This window comes from Spirosoma utsteinense (assembly GCF_014282275.1).
GTDB lineage: Bacteria > Bacteroidota > Bacteroidia > Cytophagales > Spirosomataceae > Spirosoma > Spirosoma utsteinense.
Genome location: NZ_VFIA01000067.1, coordinates 1 through 17332, shown reverse-complemented (window position 1 = coordinate 17332; position 17332 = coordinate 1). Strand labels below are relative to the sequence as shown.

20 protein-coding genes are annotated in these 17332 nt (G+C 55.2%); 12 read left to right on the top strand and 8 right to left on the bottom strand.

Annotation, left to right across the window (positions count from 1 at the left end; genetic code table 11):
• The coding region (locus FH603_RS26255) for a FixH family protein (protein WP_244968038.1) at positions 1 to 551 on the top strand (551 nt) is incomplete at its 5' end.
• On the top strand, positions 548 to 1246 hold the full coding sequence (locus FH603_RS26250; RefSeq protein ID WP_186741944.1) for a sulfite exporter TauE/SafE family protein: 699 nt from the start codon (positions 548 to 550) through the stop codon (positions 1244 to 1246). The genes FH603_RS26255 and FH603_RS26250, both read left to right, overlap by 4 nt.
• Here the strand turns inward: FH603_RS26250 and FH603_RS26245 are convergent.
• Positions 1238 to 1462: a YgaP family membrane protein gene (locus FH603_RS26245; protein WP_186741941.1), complete on the bottom strand. Its 225-nt coding sequence runs from the start codon at positions 1460 to 1462 to the stop codon at positions 1238 to 1240. The two genes, FH603_RS26250 and FH603_RS26245, sit on opposite strands and share 9 nt — an antisense overlap.
• Before the next feature lie 115 nt (positions 1463 to 1577).
• Between FH603_RS26245 and FH603_RS26240 the strand changes: the two genes are divergently transcribed.
• Positions 1578 to 4130 carry a cation-translocating P-type ATPase gene (locus tag FH603_RS26240; RefSeq protein ID WP_235985531.1) on the top strand — a complete coding sequence of 851 codons (2553 nt, stop codon included), beginning with the start codon at positions 1578 to 1580 and terminating at the stop codon, positions 4128 to 4130.
• Between the two features lie 2 nt (positions 4131 to 4132).
• Here the strand turns inward: FH603_RS26240 and FH603_RS26235 are convergent, their stop codons facing one another.
• Positions 4133 to 4453 carry a YbbN family protein gene (locus FH603_RS26235; protein WP_186741938.1) on the bottom strand — a complete coding sequence of 107 codons (321 nt, stop codon included), beginning with the start codon at positions 4451 to 4453 and terminating at the stop codon, positions 4133 to 4135.
• 148 nt (positions 4454 to 4601) lie between these two features.
• Here FH603_RS26235 and FH603_RS26230 point away from each other — a divergent pair, with 148 nt between their 5' ends.
• The 7 genes from FH603_RS26230 (at position 4602) to FH603_RS26200 (ending at position 11572) form a co-directional block, all read left to right on the top strand.
• Positions 4602 to 6260: a sensor histidine kinase gene (locus tag FH603_RS26230; protein ID WP_235985532.1), complete on the top strand. Its 1659-nt coding sequence runs from the start codon at positions 4602 to 4604 to the stop codon at positions 6258 to 6260.
• Positions 6238 to 7293: a response regulator gene (locus FH603_RS26225; protein ID WP_186741936.1), complete on the top strand. Its 1056-nt coding sequence runs from the start codon at positions 6238 to 6240 to the stop codon at positions 7291 to 7293. Before FH603_RS26230 ends, FH603_RS26225 begins: the two co-directional genes overlap by 23 nt.
• A gap of 96 nt (positions 7294 to 7389) precedes the next feature.
• Positions 7390 to 7812 (top strand): hypothetical protein, encoded by a 423-nt coding sequence (locus FH603_RS26220; RefSeq protein ID WP_186741934.1) that lies wholly within the window; start codon positions 7390 to 7392, stop codon positions 7810 to 7812.
• Between the two features lie 21 nt (positions 7813 to 7833).
• Positions 7834 to 8520, top strand: coding sequence for a hypothetical protein (locus FH603_RS26215; RefSeq protein ID WP_186741932.1), 687 nt, complete (start codon positions 7834 to 7836; stop codon positions 8518 to 8520).
• A gap of 163 nt (positions 8521 to 8683) precedes the next feature.
• Positions 8684 to 9676 carry a 2-hydroxyacid dehydrogenase gene (locus FH603_RS26210; RefSeq protein WP_186741930.1) on the top strand — a complete coding sequence of 331 codons (993 nt, stop codon included), beginning with the start codon at positions 8684 to 8686 and terminating at the stop codon, positions 9674 to 9676.
• Between the two features lie 43 nt (positions 9677 to 9719).
• Positions 9720 to 10424 (top strand): hypothetical protein, encoded by a 705-nt coding sequence (locus FH603_RS26205; protein ID WP_186741928.1) that lies wholly within the window; start codon positions 9720 to 9722, stop codon positions 10422 to 10424.
• 20 nt (positions 10425 to 10444) lie between these two features.
• Positions 10445 to 11572 carry a DUF6544 family protein gene (locus FH603_RS26200; protein ID WP_186741926.1) on the top strand — a complete coding sequence of 376 codons (1128 nt, stop codon included), beginning with the start codon at positions 10445 to 10447 and terminating at the stop codon, positions 11570 to 11572.
• An 82-nt stretch (positions 11573 to 11654) separates the two neighbouring features.
• On the opposite strand, the gene FH603_RS26195 is transcribed toward FH603_RS26200, so the two are convergent.
• Positions 11655 to 12482, bottom strand: a complete 828-nt coding sequence (locus FH603_RS26195; RefSeq protein WP_186741924.1) for a universal stress protein — start codon at positions 12480 to 12482, stop codon at positions 11655 to 11657.
• A gap of 185 nt (positions 12483 to 12667) precedes the next feature.
• Between FH603_RS26195 and FH603_RS26190 the strand changes: the two genes are divergently transcribed.
• Positions 12668 to 13102 (top strand): pyridoxamine 5'-phosphate oxidase family protein, encoded by a 435-nt coding sequence (locus FH603_RS26190; RefSeq protein WP_186741922.1) that lies wholly within the window; start codon positions 12668 to 12670, stop codon positions 13100 to 13102.
• 37 nt (positions 13103 to 13139) lie between these two features.
• A complete protein-coding gene (locus tag FH603_RS26185) occupies positions 13140 to 13640 on the top strand; it encodes a hypothetical protein (RefSeq protein WP_186741920.1) in 501 nt (166 codons plus the stop codon).
• Positions 13641 to 13672: 32 nt separating this feature from the next.
• Here FH603_RS26185 and FH603_RS26180 read toward each other — a convergent pair whose 3' ends face one another.
• The 5 genes from FH603_RS26180 to FH603_RS26160 all read right to left on the bottom strand — a co-directional run bounded on the left by FH603_RS26180 (position 13673) and on the right by FH603_RS26160 (position 16927).
• On the bottom strand, positions 13673 to 13975 hold the full coding sequence (locus FH603_RS26180; RefSeq protein WP_186741918.1) for a DUF1330 domain-containing protein: 303 nt from the start codon (positions 13973 to 13975) through the stop codon (positions 13673 to 13675).
• A 106-nt stretch (positions 13976 to 14081) separates the two neighbouring features.
• A complete protein-coding gene (locus FH603_RS26175) occupies positions 14082 to 14807 on the bottom strand; it encodes a DUF4369 domain-containing protein (protein ID WP_186741916.1) in 726 nt (241 codons plus the stop codon).
• 92 nt (positions 14808 to 14899) lie between these two features.
• Entirely contained in the window at positions 14900 to 15490 is a 591-nt protein-coding gene (locus tag FH603_RS26170; RefSeq protein ID WP_186741914.1) for a c-type cytochrome, read from the bottom strand.
• A 192-nt stretch (positions 15491 to 15682) separates the two neighbouring features.
• Positions 15683 to 16156 (bottom strand): hypothetical protein, encoded by a 474-nt coding sequence (locus FH603_RS26165; protein ID WP_186741912.1) that lies wholly within the window; start codon positions 16154 to 16156, stop codon positions 15683 to 15685.
• A 327-nt stretch (positions 16157 to 16483) separates the two neighbouring features.
• Positions 16484 to 16927, bottom strand: a complete 444-nt coding sequence (locus tag FH603_RS26160) for a DUF1648 domain-containing protein (RefSeq protein ID WP_186741909.1) — start codon at positions 16925 to 16927, stop codon at positions 16484 to 16486.
• Positions 16928 to 17332: the final 405 nt, after the last annotated feature.

The window sequence follows — 17332 nt, the reverse complement described above, 5'->3', positions numbered from 1 at the left end:
TCATCACTCATCACTCATCACTCATCACTCATCACTCATCACTCATCACTCATCACTCATCACTCATCACTCATCACTCATCACTCATCACTCATCACTCATCACTCATCATTCAACTCATGAACTGGGGAAAATCAATTGTACTTGTCTTCATCGTGTTTGCCGGATTCATCGGCACGATGGTCGTTCTGATGAGTCGCGAACGCATTGACCTGGTTCGTGACGACTACTACCAGGACGAAATTGCGTACCAGCAACAAATCGACCGGGTAGCCAATTCGCGCCGGTTCGATCCGGAAGCGTATATACAGTACCGGTCAGATAGGAGGCAGGTAGAAATTACCCTGCCCGATTCGCTTCAGCAGGGCACCTTCACGCTTTACCGCCCCGCCGACCGGCAGCAGGATATTCAGCAGGAACTGACGGCTGTTACGCCCTCACCGGTTGTTATGTCGATGAAGCAGAAGCCCGGCGGACTATGGCGGGCGAAACTCACCTGGTCTGACGGACAGCGCGAATATTACACCGAACGTGAACTGACTTTACCATGACAGGCTGGTGGACAACGGCACTTCTGACGGGTCTGGCGGGTAGCCTGCACTGCATTGGCATGTGTGGGCCGCTGGCGATGGCCCTACCCGTTGGCCGGTTACCCCAGGGGCAGCGTAGACTCGCGCGGGGTCTGTACCATGCCGGTCGGCTGAGTGCCTACAGTTTGCTGGGGGCCGTAGTCGGTACGCTGGGACAGGGGCTGCTCCTTACCGGTTTGCAGCGCCCCATTTCTATTATGGCCGGCATTCTGTTACTGGTTTGGGCCGTCTCGGCAAAGGTGTTTCCAAACTGGATGCATACCACTTCCTTTGCCCGTCGGCTAACGGCCCCACTGGCCGCCTTGCTGCGTCGGCCAACGCTGACCCATATGGCCGGGCTGGGTTTCCTGAATGGTCTGTTACCCTGTGGTTCGGTGTATGTGGCGCTGGCGGGTGCGCTGGCCACCACATCACCCATGGGCGGTGCTGGCTACCTGCTGGCTTTCGGCCTGGGTACACTGCCCGCCATGCTGAGCGTGAATGTGGTGGTAAGCTACCTGACACCCCAATTCCGGCAACGGCTGGGCCGGGGGTTACCCATCGCGACCATAGTAGTAGCCCTGCTGCTCATTGTGCGGGGTATTGGCTTACCCCTGCATACCCAACAGCCGGGGCAAACCCCCATTCCCGTATGTCACGGTGAGCGGTCAGTGTGAAGGCGTTTTCCCGTTACGGTGAACGTGGGTGTCGATGTGCAGGATTCGGTAAAGCGGGCACGACCCCGTTATACCTGTTACCAACAAAATTCCGCTCAGCGGAAAAAGAATCCAGCTTAGCGGGTTCTGCTGGTAATTGACAACAAACAATACCATCAGACACATGCCTGTAATGATGCGAATAGCAATATCATAGTCACCAAGGTTTCGTTTCATAATGCTTGTTGTTTTTGTGTCACCAAAAATAAAGCCGTGAGCCCAGGCGTAATCTGATGGCTATCAGCCAGTAGAATGATTCACCTCACTCCTTGTTCGAACAGGAAGAAAGGATTTGAACAGTCACCGCGTCCACAAATCGCAATCCTCACCCGCCATCGACATGTACCCTGCCACCGATCAGCCTACCGCACAGCATCTAACCGGTCTGACGGTTGATGAAGTAGAAGCGGCCCGGAAGCAATACGGACCGAACACCCTGACGCTGAACCATACACAGACAGGCTGGCAGTTGACCGTCGACATTGTAACGGAGCCCATGTTCATTTTGCTGGCTATTGCCAGTCTGCTCTACGTGCTGCTGGGCCAGTGGCAGGAAGGTGTTGTGCTGGGGGTGGCGATGCTGCTGGTGGCGGGCATATCCGTCTATCAAAGCGTTCGGAGCAACCAGGCTTTGCAGGCCCTTCGGCAACTCACTCAGCCTACGGTTTCGGTGCTGCGCGACAGCGAATTAATTGCCCTGCCCGCTGAACAGATCGTCGTGGGCGATATCGTCTGGCTCACCGAGGGCCAGACCGTCCCGGCCGATGGACGGCTGAAGCAGGCCAACGACTGCTCGGTCGACGAAGCGATACTGACCGGCGAATCGGTGCCGGTCACGAAAACCACGCCCGACACCGACCGCTTTCTGGCGGGCACGCTGCTCACGTCGGGTAGCGCTTACGTTCAGATCAGCGACGTGGGCGAGGCCACAACCCTGGGCAGACTGGGCAAGTCGCTGCAAACGATTGAAGTCGAAAAGACACCCTTACAGATCCAGATCGGGCGCTTCGTACAACGCATGGCTTTCGCCGGCTTTGGCGCGTTTGCGCTGGTGTGGGGCATCAACTTCGCGCATACCGGCGACTGGGCCATGTCGCTGCTGCTGGGTCTGACCATCGCCATGTCGGTTTTACCGGAAGAGATCCCGGTAGCGTTCAGCAGTTTTATGGCCCTGGGAGCCGCCCGCATGGTGCAGTTCGGTGTGCTCACCAAGCAGCCCCAAACCGTTGAAAGCCTGGGCTCGGCCACGGTAATCTGTACCGACAAAACCGGTACCATTACCCAGGACGGCATGACGGTTGCCCGCTTGTATGACGGCATCACGCATACCCTCGTCCCACTCACCGCCCCCCTGTCGGCCCCGGCGCTCGACCTGCTGGCTTATGCCCGCTGGGCCAGCGAACCCGAACCCTTCGACCCTATGGAACAGGCCATCGTATCGGCCTACGGTCAGCAGGCAGCCCCGGTCGTTCATCCGCTTCAATACGAATACCCGCTGGACGGAACGCCCCCGATGATGACCCACGTCTACGCACCGGATACGGGACCCGTTCGGGTGGCTGGCAAAGGAGCCGCAGAGCGTATCGCCCAGGTATGCCACCTGAGCGCCGAGGCAGCCAGCCTCATTGAGCAGCAGGCCATCGAACTGGCCGGACAGGGCTACCGCGTGCTGGGCGTAGCCGGTAGTGACTGGCCGGATACTGACTTTCCCGCCCGGCAGGACGATTTCCCCTGGATATTCAAAGGCCTGATTGCGCTCGAAAATCCGCCCAAAATCAATGCAGAAACGGTGATCCGGCAGTTTACACAAGCGGGCATTGTCGTTAAAATGATTACCGGCGACTCGCCCGAAACCGCCAACGCCATTGCCCGGCAGGTAGCGCTGCCATCGGATGGGCAAACCCTCACGGGGCAAAACGTGATGGCACTGTCGGAACTGGACCTGCAAACACAGGTAAAACAGGTAAGCGTGTTTGCCCGTATGTTTCCCGAGGCCAAGCTCCGCGTTATCCGGGCGCTGAAAGCCAACGGCGAAGTCGTTGCCATGACGGGCGACGGCGTCAACGACGGCCCCGCCCTCAGGGCGGCCCATATCGGGGTAGCCATGGGCCGACGGGGTACGGAGGTAGCCAAAGAGGCCGCATCCCTGGTATTGGTTGACGATGATCTGGCTGGCATGGTCGATGCCATTGCGCAGGGTCGGCGTATCTATCAGAACCTGAAGCGGGCCATCGGCTATATCGTCTCCATCCATATTCCAATCATTCTTACCGTAACTGTACCGTTGCTCTTCGGCTGGCGCTATGTCAATCTGTTCAGCCCGGTCCACATCATTTTTCTGGAGTTGGTAATGGGACCCACCTGCTCCATTGCCTTCGAGAACGAACCGGCCGAGCACGACCTGATGCGCCAACGGCCCCGTCGGCTGACAGACACTTTTTTTACGGCGGGAGAACTGGGAATAAGCGTCGTGCAGGGCCTGGTTATTGCGCTGGCCGTGCTGCTGGTATACGGGCGCGCCATGCAAACAGGCACCCCACTGGATCAGGTGCGAACGATGGCGTTTGTAACGCTGGTACTGAGCAACATCTGGCTTACCCTGGTGAGCCGGTCGAGTCAGCAGTCGGTCCTGGCTACCCTGCGCCGACCAAATTCGTTGCTGTGGCTGATGCTGGCGATTACGCTCCTGATGCTGGGGGGCTCGCTGCTGTTGCCATCCATACGTGGACTGGCTCAGTTTACGACGCTGACCAGTTCCCAGCTGGGACACTGTCTACTCTGGTCGGGGCTGGGTGTGGGCTGGATCGAAGTGTACAAGCGCTGGCGGTACCGGAAAACAGCCTGACGTTAGAAAGACATCAGGCGTTGGGTTAGCAGAGCGGGGGTTTCTTTATCGGGCATGCCCACCTGCCGCCACAGTTCGATACCCTGACGCACCAGTACAAAAGCCGGGGTATGGGTAATGGCGAAGCTCTTCACAACGTCGGGATGCGTAGCCTCGTCTATTTTAAGAATGCGGACCGACTCGCCAAGGAGTTTTTGCAATGACTCGGTCAGGGCAGTCAACGAGTCCCGTTGCTGATAGTCGGTTCGCTCTGATGGCATAAAGATCAGCAAAACCGCCGACCGGGCAGGGATCAGTATAGGGTCTGGATCGTTGCGTTTCATGATAGGGCGTCCTCCCGTATGTAAGGCATAGGGTTCATTGTTACAATTGGTGTAAAAATGCATGGTTAATCGGCCGGGTGAACTGATGTAGGTCAGCTGCGGTCCTGATTCTCGACCCGTTTCTAAAAGTTTACCTGTAAATTAGCTCATGAATCCTGTTGGTAACCACCACGGACCGACTGGCTCCCGTATAATGATCAATCAATATTCAAGCGCCCTGACCGAACTGCTTTTCGAGAATAGTGAAGACTTCATCGGTATCTACGACCTGGGCGATGAACGCTTTGTCCAGGTCAACAAGGCGGGGGTACGTATGTTGGGGTTCTCGTCGGAGCAGGCCCTGCTCAACGACCCTGTCCGGTCCCGGTCGCTGCGCACCCAGCCCCTGGAAGGCGAAAACCGGACTAGTCTCATCGAACGAATCCTGCAGGCAGGGCGGCATGAAGAAACGGCCCAAATTGACCGAAAGGACGGATATTCTTTCTGGGGGCAACTTATAATGAATGTCTTTACCGCGAAAGACCGGAACTACGCCCTCATCCGGCTCATCGATCAGGGCCGACTCCACCAGGCCGAGATGGAGCTGGAACACAGCGTTCGGCGATACGAAGCCATTTTCTCCAACGCGACCATCGGCATCGTCGTTTGTGATTCGAAAGGCCAGATCGTGTCGGTCAATCAACTGGCAGAACACCTCTTCGGCTACCAGACGGGTGAGCTGATGACGCTAACCATCGAACAGCTGGTGCCAACCTCGGTAAGCAGCTACCACGAGAAGCTTCGGCAGTCGTTCAATGCCAAACCACAGGTGCGGGCCATGGGCCACAACCGCGACCTGAATGCCCAGCGTAAAGACGGTTCGGTTTTTCCCGTCGAGATCAGCCTGAGCTATTTTCAGCTGGAAGACGAGCTGTATGTTGTTGCCTACATCATCGACATCACGTTCAAAAAAGAAGCGGAGCGGCAGCTCCTGGCCCACCGGGATCACATCGAACGGCTCAATGCCGATCTGGAGCAGAAAGTGGCCGACCGAACCCACGCCCTGATGAATACCCTCGATCAGCTGGAGCAGTCGAAAGACGAACTGGGCCGGGCGCTGGCCGCCGAGCGGGAACTGGGTGAGCTGAAGTCGCGCTTTGTGTCGATGGCCTCCCATGAGTTCCGCACACCACTGACAGCGGTGCTGACGTCGGCGACGCTCATCGAAAAATACCCGGGTGGCGACCAGCACGACAAACGCCAGCGGCACCTGGACCGCATCCGGTCGTCGGTCAACCACCTCAACGACATCCTCGAAGAGTTTCTGTCGGTAGGGCGGCTGGAAGAAGGCAAGATCGAAGCACACCCCACGCGGGTCGATATAAATCAGCTGATCAGCGAAACGATAGCCGACATGCAGGGTATGCTGAAGCCGGAACAGACGATCCAAACGAATGTGCTGTGTCCGGACCCGGTGTGGCTCGATCCGTCGCTGCTGCGTAAAATCCTGGTCAATCTTCTGTCCAACGCCCTCAAATACTCGGGACCTGGTTCGGTCGTTACCATCCGGGGCGCCTGTTCAGACAGTCAGCTGACCCTGGCCGTAGCCGACCAGGGCATAGGTATTGCCAAAGATGACCAGGAGCATCTGTTCGAGCGGTTCTTCCGGGCCAAAAATGTAACCAACATTGCCGGTACCGGCCTGGGCCTGCATATCGTTGGCCGTTATGTAGAATTGATGAATGGGCAGCTATCGTTGCAGAGCGAACTGAACCAGGGCACAACCGTTACTTTACTACTTCCTTATGAAAACTATCCTATTGATTGAAGATAACGAAGCCATTCGTGAAAATACCGCCGAAATCCTGGAACTGACCGGCTACACCGTTCACACCGCCGAGAACGGCAAGGTCGGCGTCGAGAAAGCCCTTGCCCATAAACCGGATCTGGTCATCTGCGATATCATGATGCCTGTACTCGACGGGTGGGGCGTTCTGCATATTTTTAATAAAAACCCCGTCCTGTCGGGCGTTCCTTTTATATTCCTAACCGCCAAAACCGAGCGAACCGACTTCCGGAAAGGAATGGAGCTGGGGGCCGACGATTACCTGACCAAGCCCTTCGATGAATCGGAGCTGCTCAGCGCAATTGAAGGGCGCCTGAACCGATTCCGGAACGTCGGCCCGCAACACCCGGCCACCGATCTGCCGGAGGATGGCTTCAACCAGTTTCTGGATCAGGCCCGGCACGCTGAAAACCTGCAAAGCCTGTCGCTCGACCGGAAAAGCCACGCGGTTCGTAAAAAACAGTATGTGTACTCGGAAGGTGATGAGCCAACGCGGCTCTACTTCCTCAAATCGGGTAAGGTCAAGACCGTAAGGACCAATACCGAAGGCAAGGAACTCATCACCGGCCTGTATACGACCGGCGACTTTTTCGGGTACTTCGCCCTGCTCGAAAACAGCGACTACACCGATTCGGCGGTGACGCTGGAAGATTCTGAATTGATTTATATTCCCAAAGACGACTTCCAGCAACTGCTGCTGGCCAACCCGGACGTGAGCCAGCAGTTTATCAAACTACTGGCCGGGCGCGTAGGCGAGCGCGAACAACAGTTGCTGGGTATGGCCTACAGCTCCCTCCGCCGACGGGTGGCCGATACACTGCTGCGCCTGCACGGCCAACACCCCGACACCGCGATCCAACTCTCGCGCGACGACCTGGCGTCGATGATCGGCACGGCGACCGAATCCCTGATCCGGACGCTGAGCGAGTTCAAACAGGATGGCCTGATCGAGATGACACCATCGGGCGGTATCCGGGTTATGCAGCCCGACAAGCTCCGCCGGGCCAACTGGTGAGGTGATTACAATCAGTTCAGGAGCTAAGCCCGCTCATCCGCCCCGACGGATGAGCGGGCTACTTTTATGCCCAGAAACGAAACCGCTAACTGGTCCATGAAAACAGCCCTTTTTGTTACCGACTGCTCAATCGATTCGGCGCTCTCGCTACGAAACGGGCTGTCGGCCCACGCCCGTCAACCCCTGCGCCTGACCGTTGTTTACCCCTATGACATTCCGGGCGGCCAGTCGCTGAGCCGGGATACGCTGAAACCCGCCCGGACAGAAGCCCTCACCCAGTTAAAAAGCTGGTCGGGCCTGCTGGACACGATCGGTACCGACTGGCTGACGACCGAAACGCTACTGGCCAGTCCCGAACTGGCAATCAGTATTCACCTGCTCATTCGCGGCTACGACTACTGGCTGGTCGACGACTGGTCGCAGGTGGCGAATCCGGCGTTGGCAGCCGTGCTGAACCAGGGTTCTACCCGGACGCGTCCACTCTCCATTGCCCAGACGCCCGTGCTGATGACAGCCTAGCATCTCCCGACTTATACTCCGATGGCTCCTCTCGCCCTGCGCCACGCCCTTTCTGCGCTTATGTTGCTGTGGCCTGTGGCTGTGTGGGGACAGTCGATACAGGGCGGGGCCGCTTTTCTATATGGCGGTCAAAGCCTGTGGCCCGGCTCGGCAACGGCCATACAGCAGGTTAGCCAGATCACGGAACCGATAGGTAACGACCGGTTTATACTCATCGGAGCCGAAGCCTACTACCGCCGTAACCGCTGGTTGTTCGGCGTGAACGCATCCGCTTTGGCCAACAAACGGGTTTATGACGCAGCGACCCGGACAACCATCGAGTCGTCGGCGTCCAATGCCCACCTCTGGATTGGCTGGGTAGCCTGGCAAACGAAGCGCACCAAGCTATACCCCAGCCTGGGACCCGGCATCAACGCCTTCAACGTCAACGCAACAGACGACAGCAAAGCCCTGACCACCTATGTCATCGATGGGTTCGCCACCGACATTGGCCTGACGTTCGACTGGCTGGTTGCTCAGGCCGCTACCGATCCAAGACTACAGGCCGGGCCCTTGCTAAGCCTCCGGGCCGGATACCGGATAACGACGGCCCCGACACCGTGGCACAACGACCGGACAGGAACGGCCATGCCATCGGCAGGGCGTTTTTCGCCCCATGGTTTTTACCTGACCCTGGGTATAGGCGGGGGCGGTTTCCGGTCCCGGTAATGCCCGACGGCCCCACTGCCCATATCCGTTTTGTCTTTTTTCTCCCTGGTCCAGGGTTGGCCGAACGGGGGCGGATCAACGTCAGGTCCTCCATTGAGCCACATCATGGGTCGGCACACGCCAAAGCACCACATTTGAGGTACAACTCATAACCTTAACCGCGATGCGTATTGCGTTCTTCAGCACCCTGCCTTTCGAACAAACCTCGTTCGAGCCGTACCGGAGTCATCACCACATCACCTACATCACCGAGACACTGACCCCCGAAACCGCTCAACGGGCCGAAGGTCATACCGCCGTGTGTGCCTTTGTGAACGATGACCTCAGCCGCCCTACCCTGACCCGGTTGAAGGAGCTGGGCGTTGGCGTGATCGGGATGCGCGGCACGGGACTGGACAACCTGGACCAGCTGGCCCTGCGCGACCTGGGTATGACGCTGCTCCACATACCCGGCTATTCGCCCTCGTCGGTGGCCGAGATGAGCGTAGCCCTGCTGATGAGTCTGGTTCGGCACGTGCCCGAAGCCAGCCAGCGCGTACGGGCAGGCAACTTCACCATCGACGGGCTGATGGGTACCGACCTGCACGGCAAGACGGTCGGGGTGGTGGGTACGGGCCATATCGGGCGGGCCTTTGTGCGCATCATGCAGGGCTTTGGCTGCCACGTGCTGGCCTACGACATTCGCCCCAACCGTAAACTGCTCGACACCGGGGTTCGCTATACGTCGCTCACCGAACTCCTGCGCCAGTCGGATATCATGTCGCTCCACTGTCCGCTCAATCCATTGACCGACTACCTGATCAATGCCCAGGCGCTGGCACTGATGAAACCCGGTGCCCTGCTGATCAACACCGGACGGGGCCGCCTGGTCGACACCCGGGCCGTGCTGAACGCGCTGGACAGCGGGCAGCTGGGCGGCTACGCAGCCGATGTGTACGAACGGGAGCGCGCCTATTTTCACTACGATTTTTCGGACAGCCCCATCACCGATCCCCTGCTGAACCAACTCCGGACGCACCCCAACGTATTGCTGACAGCCCACCAGAGTTTTCTCACCAAAGAAGCTATGCAGCAGATTTCGAGGGGGTTGATGAACCAGTTGAGCTTTTACGAAAACCAGCAAACAGCCCTTGTCACGAAGGCGTCGATGTGTTAGGCACAGCCGTTTTTGGGTCAGGTGGTCAACCCCTGAACGAATCATGAGAACGTACCGATTTCTCCTTACCCTGGTATTGGCGGGGTACTTGTCGAGCACCCTGGCCCAATCGCCCCGTTTGTCTGGCGGAGCGGGTTTCTTTCGGCTGGGCTATGCCCGGCTGCACCAGGTTGGGCAAACGCTGGATCAGTTCACACCACCCCAGCTCTCAGGTATTGGGAACGACTTTGTATATGTAGGGGGCGAGGGCTACGCCCGACTGGATCGATTTATCCTCGGCGGGGGCGGCTACGGCATGGCCCGGCGGAGTCTGAGCGGTCCCGGCTACCATGCCGAACCCTTCGGTGGAGGAGGCCACCTGTTTCTGGGCCGTATTCTTGTGAACAGCCGCCGGTTGTGGCTCTACCCAACGGTTGGGGCGGGGGTAGCAGTAGTGGGTATTACCCAGAGTCAGCAGCAAGGCCAGACAACGCGGGAGTCGTCGGTGCTGCTGCCCAGCCTCAACGTTCAGTTTGGCGTTGGTGCCGACTGGCTCGTGGCCGCCTTTACCGAAGACGACAGCTATGGCGGCCTGTTGCTGGGTATGCGGGCCGGCTACCAACTCAGTCCCTCATCGTCGGGCTGGCGAAGTACGGGCGAGCTGGTACCCCCCGACCGGCCGCGTTATGCCACCAATGGCTATTTCGTCACCCTGACCATAGGCGCTGGCGGTTTCCGTAGGCTACCTCCCAGACCGACTTCCCACTAACGGCTAACCCGGTTACCGCCATGATACGCACGTTGTTTGCCTGCCTGTTACTCGTTCACGGGCTTATCCACCTGCTGGGGTTCATCAGCCAGTGGCAGTTGGCCAAGGTCAGCCAGATGACAGGAAAATCCATTGTTGCCATCCCGGAATCGATGGCTAAACTGATGGGTACACTATGGCTGCTGGCCTGTCTGGGATTTCTGCTGGCCACCGCTGGCTACTGGCTCAGGCGGGATGGCTGGCTGGCCATTGCCCTCGGCAGCGTTATTCTCTCACAGGCGCTCATCATCCTGTTCTGGCCCGACGCCAGGGCGGGCACCATCGCAAACCTGATCATAACGGCCGTGTTGCTGCTGACGTATACCCATAACCGGTTCGACTGGCAGACGGATCAGGAAACCCGGCACCTGCTCGGCCAGTCACGTTCTGATAAGACGGCAACGATCACGTCGGACAGTCTGATGGATCTGCCGGCACCGGTGCAGCAGTGGCTGACCCGGTCGGGGGTGGTGGGGAAGGAACGCATTCATACGGTACGGCTCCGGCAGCACGGGCGTATGCGTACCACACCCGGTGGCCGATGGATGACAGCCGAAGCCGAACAATATTTTACCGTCGACCAGCCGGGATTTATCTGGAAGGCCAGTATCCGGCTGGCACCACTGGTACAGCTTACGGGACGGGATCGGTATGAGAACGGGCACGGTAGTATGAACATCAGGCTGCTGTCGCTCATCGAGGTGGCCAATGCCCGGGGACCCGAAACGGATCAGGGGACGCTGCTGCGCTTTCTGAGCGAGATCATCTGGTTTCCGTCGGCCGCACTGAGTCCCTATATCCACTGGGACGCCCTCGACAGCCAGTCGGCGCGGGCTACCATGCACTACGGCGAGGTAACCGCTTCCGGGATTTTCCGCTTCACTAAGCAGGGCGACGTATCCGGATTCGAAGCGCAGCGATACATGGAGAAGAACGGTCAGTACACGCTCGAAACCTGGACAACGACCGGCAGCACCTACCGAACGCTTGCCAGTGGCATCCGTATTCCCACGGAGGGGGCGGCTACCTGGAAACTAAAAACCGGCGATTTCACCTGGTACAAGCTCACTATCGGCTCCATCGATTACAACAAGCCGGTGCTGTATTGACACCATCTGGCCTGGATCAGGCGCGTTGCCACTCCGGGCCGCTCCTGATTCAGGCCAGAAAATCGTTTGTTTTCGCTCCTGTCTAGGCCCGCATGATCAATACAGGCCGGGTCGCGTGATTCAATACATCTTCGGCCACGCTGCCCGTCAACAGGTGCCGCAACCCTTTGTTACCGTGGGTGAACAAGACGATCAGGTCAGCATTCACCTCATCGGCATAGTTGATGACACCGTCAGAAACCTTTTTGGACCGGCGAATGGTAAAGTCGAATTGCGTAATGCCTTTGGCAGTGGCAAAGTCGTTTACCCACTCCCAGACACCCTCCGGATCGCGGTTGTCGGTAGGCGTCATCACATACAGGAACTGGTGCAATCCCTGTTCGCCCAACTGAAACGGGTAGTGGTGAACGGATTTCAACTGCTCGTCGATATCAATGGCACAGACGATATTTTCGGGCTGGAAGTGGGCAATTGGGTTCTTGATGACCAGTACCGGGCAGTGTGCATGGCGGACAACGAATTCGGCGTTGGAGCCAAACAGCAACTCCTCCAGACCCGACGCCCCTTTCGAAGTCATCACGATCAGATCGGCCGGCTGGTCGGTAACGGCATGGGCCAGTCCCTCCCCACTCGTAACGAGCCGGGAAACGATCGACACACCGGCATAAGCCGGCTGATCGGCCAGGTCCCGCAGGGCGTTGAGGGCCCGCTCATCCATGTCTTTGTACGTGGTTACGGTACCCTCGGCCGTCATCGTAACCGCTTCGGCATAGATGGGAACGGGCATCGGGTAAACAACCGAGTGCAGGAGAACGACTTCGGCGTTGTAGATGCGGGCCAGGCCGACAGCTACCGACAGGGCGACCTGCGTACCGGGACTTAAATCGGTGGGAACGACAATGATTTTCATACCGTGAATGGTGTTAGGTTTCTGACACAAAACACGCCCCCAACCACGTGAAGTACACTGACACCCGGCAGCTAACATTCTGATTTACATCACATGATCAGAATCATACGATCGACTGATGCAGGGCCGTGGGTAGAAATGCCCGCGTTTGTATTTTTGAATCAATACCCAATCCTTGTACCGGTATGCTACGTGACCTATCGCCCGAAGTGACGGACCATTTGCTGAGCACTCAGTTTTTTGGTCGCCTTGGCTGCGCTGCCGATGGGCAGGTGCTGGTACTGCCTGTTACCTACCTGTATGATGGGCAAGCCATCTACGGTCAAACCCGCGAAGGGGCTAAAACGCGGCTGCTGCGGCAAAACCCGGCGGTGTGTTTTGAAGTCGATGAACTATGCAGCCCCTCCTACTGGCGTAGTGTGGTTGTTCAGGGGGTGTATGAAGAGTTACAGGGCGACGAGCGCCTGTATGCCGAACAGCAACTGGGACCGGGGCGCGTGGCACCCCGGTCCGCCACTACGGATACCTACGGCGCAGCTATACCGCCTGCTCCTGCGGTTGTCTACCGCATTCGTATTCTGAGCAAAACGGGCCGTAGCGAATCAAAAGACGAAGCCTGAACCTCCCCCTACCCTCTTTTTAACCTAAATCGATCCCATGAAAACGCTCGACTATGTTGTGGCGGCTGCCTATGTAGCAACCAATGGACTGGCCATTGTGCAGGTCATTGGTGCCCACCGCTGGCCTGTCATTACGCGCCTGCTGTTCTTTCTGATCTTCGCCATGGCTGCCGTGGTCAACACCCGAACAGTACTCGACACGCCCTGGGTCTACCAGAGCTATGCCTACTACGCCCTTCCCCTGTACAGCTGGTTTATTCTGGGTCCGTTCGATGCCATTACGCAGCCGATGGTGCTGACGATCGCTGTCGGGCAGGCACTCATTTCCATAGCGATGTTTACCAGCGGACGCTGGTTCCGGGTGGGCTGTTTCGGCGGTATCCTGTTCTGTCTGGTCATAGCGCCACTCGGTTTAGGGGCCGCTTTTCCGGCCACGCTACTGCTGGCACTGGCTTTTTACCGGCTCAGTAAACACGAAGACCGCCAGCCTGTTGGTAAGGCGCTCGACAAACGGCGCGTATCCTCAACGGTCGCGTAGGAGGACCAGGACGTTTATCGCCCAATAACCCATTACAGTTTTATTCCCTGAATCAGGGTAGCGGTTTGAACAGACTGCTCTTTTAAATGCAGAAACTGCTTTCGGCTTTCATCCTGGGTAAAAGCGACAAAATCCTGCTCCGTATCAAATTTTACGAGGTGTATTTCATAGGGTTTTTCAATCGGCTGACCAATGTAGGCGTCATCGGAAGGCCGAACGCGTAGCAAAAGCTGACCATGATACGTTTCAATCAGCGGGATAGCTACCTGTTCAAACTGGTCGAATACGTCTTCCTGTCCTTCTTTGATGTAAATCAACTGAGTCAAGTAAATCATAGTAGCTGGTCGTCTTCAAGGTGTTTATAAATATGGAAAGCTAAACTCGCCTGTAGCTGTCGACAGAACGTTACCTTACGTGGAGCGCCAGGGAATGCCTATATTGTTATTTGTTCACCTTAGGGGTATTCGTCTTTCGGGACGCTTCATCAAGAATTTCCCGCCCAAAATACGATTTCTGCCAGGTGGGGGACAGCATGTTGTACATTTCCAGGTAATCTGCCTTCGTCAAATAATCCCCAAGGGTGCAAAGGGTGGGCAAAGCAGCACCCCCGCCTGTATCATGGTAGCGCATCACGTATGCTTTGAGCAGATTGACCCGATATGATTGCATTTCCCCCACCACCTTCTTTAACGCATTCGCGTTGATAGTGTCATTCTTGCTCAGTAGAGCCTCGTAGACTTTTCTGACCTGAAAACGCTGATAACCGATTTGTTGATCTTCTTTAAACCAGTCTTTCCATTGCTGGTCAATGTCTGAGCCACTTACCACTACACTATCATATTCGGCTTTATTGCCCTTTACATAGATTGTTCGATTGTCCAGAAGAATATCAGCCAGCTTCCTCGACGAGCTTCCTTTACCCGCATGCAAGTACATATGCGCTGTTTCGGCGAGGCTCCCATCTATGACAAATTGCCCACTCCTAACCGTAGCAGAGTCGATCACTTTTCTTTTGCCGCCATCGATCAGGTACATTTTTGTGCCTTCCGACAGGCCCTTTATGTTACCGATGACTTTGTAGGTAGACGCAGCATTAGAGCGCTGGGCTTCTGAAATCACTGGAATCATCCCTAGCGTTAGCGCACAGATAAGTTTAAAAAGGCTCATAACTTCGGCATTTGATTACAACCAAATAATGTACTCAATCAGGACAATTGACCTATCTCTAAGCGGACAACAACATACGTTCCGCTTTCGTACTACAACTTATCAGGGGTAATAAATTGCGGGACACTATTTTCGACGGGTTTACAGCTCTTTAGATAAGCAAACACGGCGACCAGGTCCTCTTTTTTCATGTGTACATAATTAGGCCACGGCATGGGGGGCAATAAGGGCCGTGCCGTGCGAATGCCCTTACTTTTACCTTCGGTCATAGCGATGATAAACTGTTCTTCCGACCAACTTCCTATACCTGTAGCATCGGGGGTCAGGTTAGCCGAAAACGACGCTCCCCAAGGTCCTACTGCAATGGTGTTCATCGGGTGAAACAACACCCAATTGTTCAAAGCATCCTTGGCTACATTACCCATCGGTACGTTGGCCGGGTGGCCTGACAAACCCAGAACAGGGTCGGGAACAGGGCCTTGCGGGGTCATGGTTTTAGGGGCATGGCAATCGGCGCAGCCCATAATTTCGACTAAATATTTGCCTTTTTCGATTTGGGCCTTAGCGTAGGGTGGATTTTTGATTACCCGTGTTGTGGTAGTGGATTTATTGGTAAACGATACAAGGACAGCAGCGTTAAAAACCAGTACTGCAATTGCGAGGGGTAGATACTGTTTTTTCATGTGAACTAGTGTTGGTTTGAGGGATTGAAATTTATGTAAAAGCTGGTGTTGGAGCCGCGTTATCTGCCATCCGGACCCCGCCGAACCAGGCAAACCTCTCGGCCAACACGCGAAATGCCAGTTTTTATGTTCTGTCCAGCGGACGTTGGCTTGTCCCCAGGCACATGGCAAACCCGCAAAGACAAAATCAAACTACTTGCTGAATAATTGGACAAATAGGCCCGCAACGACGAGGTAAAGAAGATAACTCCCAACGATAACTCCAATCACTTTCAGGTATTTGGAAATATCACTGCCTTCCTGCCTGAAAATGCTAAAATTTGTAGCCGCTCCGAACGCACCGATTCCACCGCCAATAGCGCCACCGATAAAAAGTAGCAAAATAGGAAGCCCGCCAATTACGTATTGATACCATTCCAGTTTTTCCAGAATCTGAATTTTTTCTCCATTTATTTCTAATACTGAAATGGAGTCAGGAAAAGAAGATATAGGAAACGCTTTTACAAATTCCGCATCACTAGTTGGAATTAGAAAAGGTTTCCCTTTTTCATCAGCTTTCTCCAAAATCTCATTATCCATTATCAACGTTGATTTGCCAGTCCAAATGGAGGTCTCAATCTCAAAATTTGAATTTGGGAATTGGGATAACTGAAAAATGTGTTTCATTAAGAACGGTGGTTATTATTAGATTACTCAAAACCTCTCGCCCAACGACCCCATGTGTTGATGGCCGAAAGCTTACTCGCCACAAAATATGTGCCCTGAACCTTTTCAGCCTTGCCTCCGTTGGGCTGCGGCATTAGCCTACTCCGAGTGATTCCTGTCCGAGATAAGCGGACACCGCAGCGCTAACCAACAACGTACGAAACACGAAACTGAACAAGCCGAAACTGTCAGGCGAGGCAAGCAAACGTACGGTTACAGATACGTTCCTGGGTCAGCCGAAACGTGCTTATTTACCTTACATCCTGGCGCATTCCCGTTCCGCCTTCATCATACTGATTTGTTCTTCAGGGATTGGATAATTGTAATTACAGCTGGAATAAGTAAAAAACCAGTAAATAAAGGTAAAAACCAGGTACCCAAGCCGCTAGTGACGCCGATTGCTGTCAGGTAAATCAGGACGATAAGTACAGAAAAAACTAGAAGTACTGATAATTTTATAAATCTCAATAATCTTGTCGCAAGGGTATATTGCGCTTGGGCATTGCTCTCCGTTATTTGTGTTACATAGTTAAAAATGTGGGGATACTCATTGGTTTTTGTTATTCCCATATAGAGTGCGGTTGCCAATAGGGGTAGCATTACAAAGGTTGCTTTATCGCCATAGCTGTCTGCTTGCCCAATGGCGTTGAAATGTATTGGGATTCTATCCGGTAATTTCAAAAAAATGTAAAGTGTCAGCCCCCACATTACTATCAAAAATAGCTTACCCATCAACTCTAACGTGTTGTCAAGCGGGGTAAGAATCAGCGTTATTCTTGGCCTTGTTTCTATATCTTAATTTCTAATGCGTGCTTGTTTTACCCAACGCCCATAAGCTATTGATGCTGAGCGCGTCTTCACCTTTACACACGCGCCTAGTTAGTTGCCAACTCTCCTCCGAAACGTGCTGGCTGTCGACCGAAAGCGACCACGCGGAGTGTTATTGCCAGCCGTAGTAGGCTTTTATAACTTCTACTAACAAACCACCGGCTGCTCCAACACCAATTTGCCACGTACCATCAAGACTCTTATACTAAATCAAATTCAATAAGTCGTATCTTTGGTTATGGATTACGCTACTAAAATCAGCCAGACCGTTGACGAACTGCAACAGCTTGAAAAACAGCAGACTAATGT

Excerpts from the sequence above, each read along its gene's own strand:
- FH603_RS26230 (WP_235985532.1), top strand. The coding sequence starts at position 4,602 with ATGAATCCTGTTGGTAACCACCACGGACCGACTGGCTCCCGTATAATG.
- FH603_RS26210 (WP_186741930.1), top strand. The coding sequence starts at position 8,684 with ATGCGTATTGCGTTCTTCAGCACCCTGCCTTTCGAACAAACCTCGTTC.
- FH603_RS26235 (WP_186741938.1), bottom strand. The coding sequence starts at position 4,453 with ATGAAACGCAACGATCCAGACCCTATACTGATCCCTGCCCGGTCGGCG.
- FH603_RS26220 (WP_186741934.1), top strand. The coding sequence starts at position 7,390 with ATGAAAACAGCCCTTTTTGTTACCGACTGCTCAATCGATTCGGCGCTC.
- FH603_RS26160 (WP_186741909.1), bottom strand. The coding sequence starts at position 16,927 with ATGGGTAAGCTATTTTTGATAGTAATGTGGGGGCTGACACTTTACATT.
- FH603_RS26245 (WP_186741941.1), bottom strand. The coding sequence starts at position 1,462 with ATGAAACGAAACCTTGGTGACTATGATATTGCTATTCGCATCATTACA.
- FH603_RS26165 (WP_186741912.1), bottom strand. The coding sequence starts at position 16,156 with ATGAAACACATTTTTCAGTTATCCCAATTCCCAAATTCAAATTTTGAG.
- FH603_RS26170 (WP_186741914.1), bottom strand. The coding sequence starts at position 15,490 with ATGAAAAAACAGTATCTACCCCTCGCAATTGCAGTACTGGTTTTTAAC.
- FH603_RS26215 (WP_186741932.1), top strand. The coding sequence starts at position 7,834 with ATGGCTCCTCTCGCCCTGCGCCACGCCCTTTCTGCGCTTATGTTGCTG.
- FH603_RS26190 (WP_186741922.1), top strand. The coding sequence starts at position 12,668 with ATGCTACGTGACCTATCGCCCGAAGTGACGGACCATTTGCTGAGCACT.
- FH603_RS26185 (WP_186741920.1), top strand. The coding sequence starts at position 13,140 with ATGAAAACGCTCGACTATGTTGTGGCGGCTGCCTATGTAGCAACCAAT.
- FH603_RS26180 (WP_186741918.1), bottom strand. The coding sequence starts at position 13,975 with ATGATTTACTTGACTCAGTTGATTTACATCAAAGAAGGACAGGAAGAC.
- FH603_RS26195 (WP_186741924.1), bottom strand. The coding sequence starts at position 12,482 with ATGAAAATCATTGTCGTTCCCACCGATTTAAGTCCCGGTACGCAGGTC.
- FH603_RS26225 (WP_186741936.1), top strand. The coding sequence starts at position 6,238 with ATGAAAACTATCCTATTGATTGAAGATAACGAAGCCATTCGTGAAAAT.
- FH603_RS26175 (WP_186741916.1), bottom strand. The coding sequence starts at position 14,807 with ATGAGCCTTTTTAAACTTATCTGTGCGCTAACGCTAGGGATGATTCCA.
- FH603_RS26205 (WP_186741928.1), top strand. The coding sequence starts at position 9,720 with ATGAGAACGTACCGATTTCTCCTTACCCTGGTATTGGCGGGGTACTTG.
- FH603_RS26200 (WP_186741926.1), top strand. The coding sequence starts at position 10,445 with ATGATACGCACGTTGTTTGCCTGCCTGTTACTCGTTCACGGGCTTATC.
- FH603_RS26250 (WP_186741944.1), top strand. The coding sequence starts at position 548 with ATGACAGGCTGGTGGACAACGGCACTTCTGACGGGTCTGGCGGGTAGC.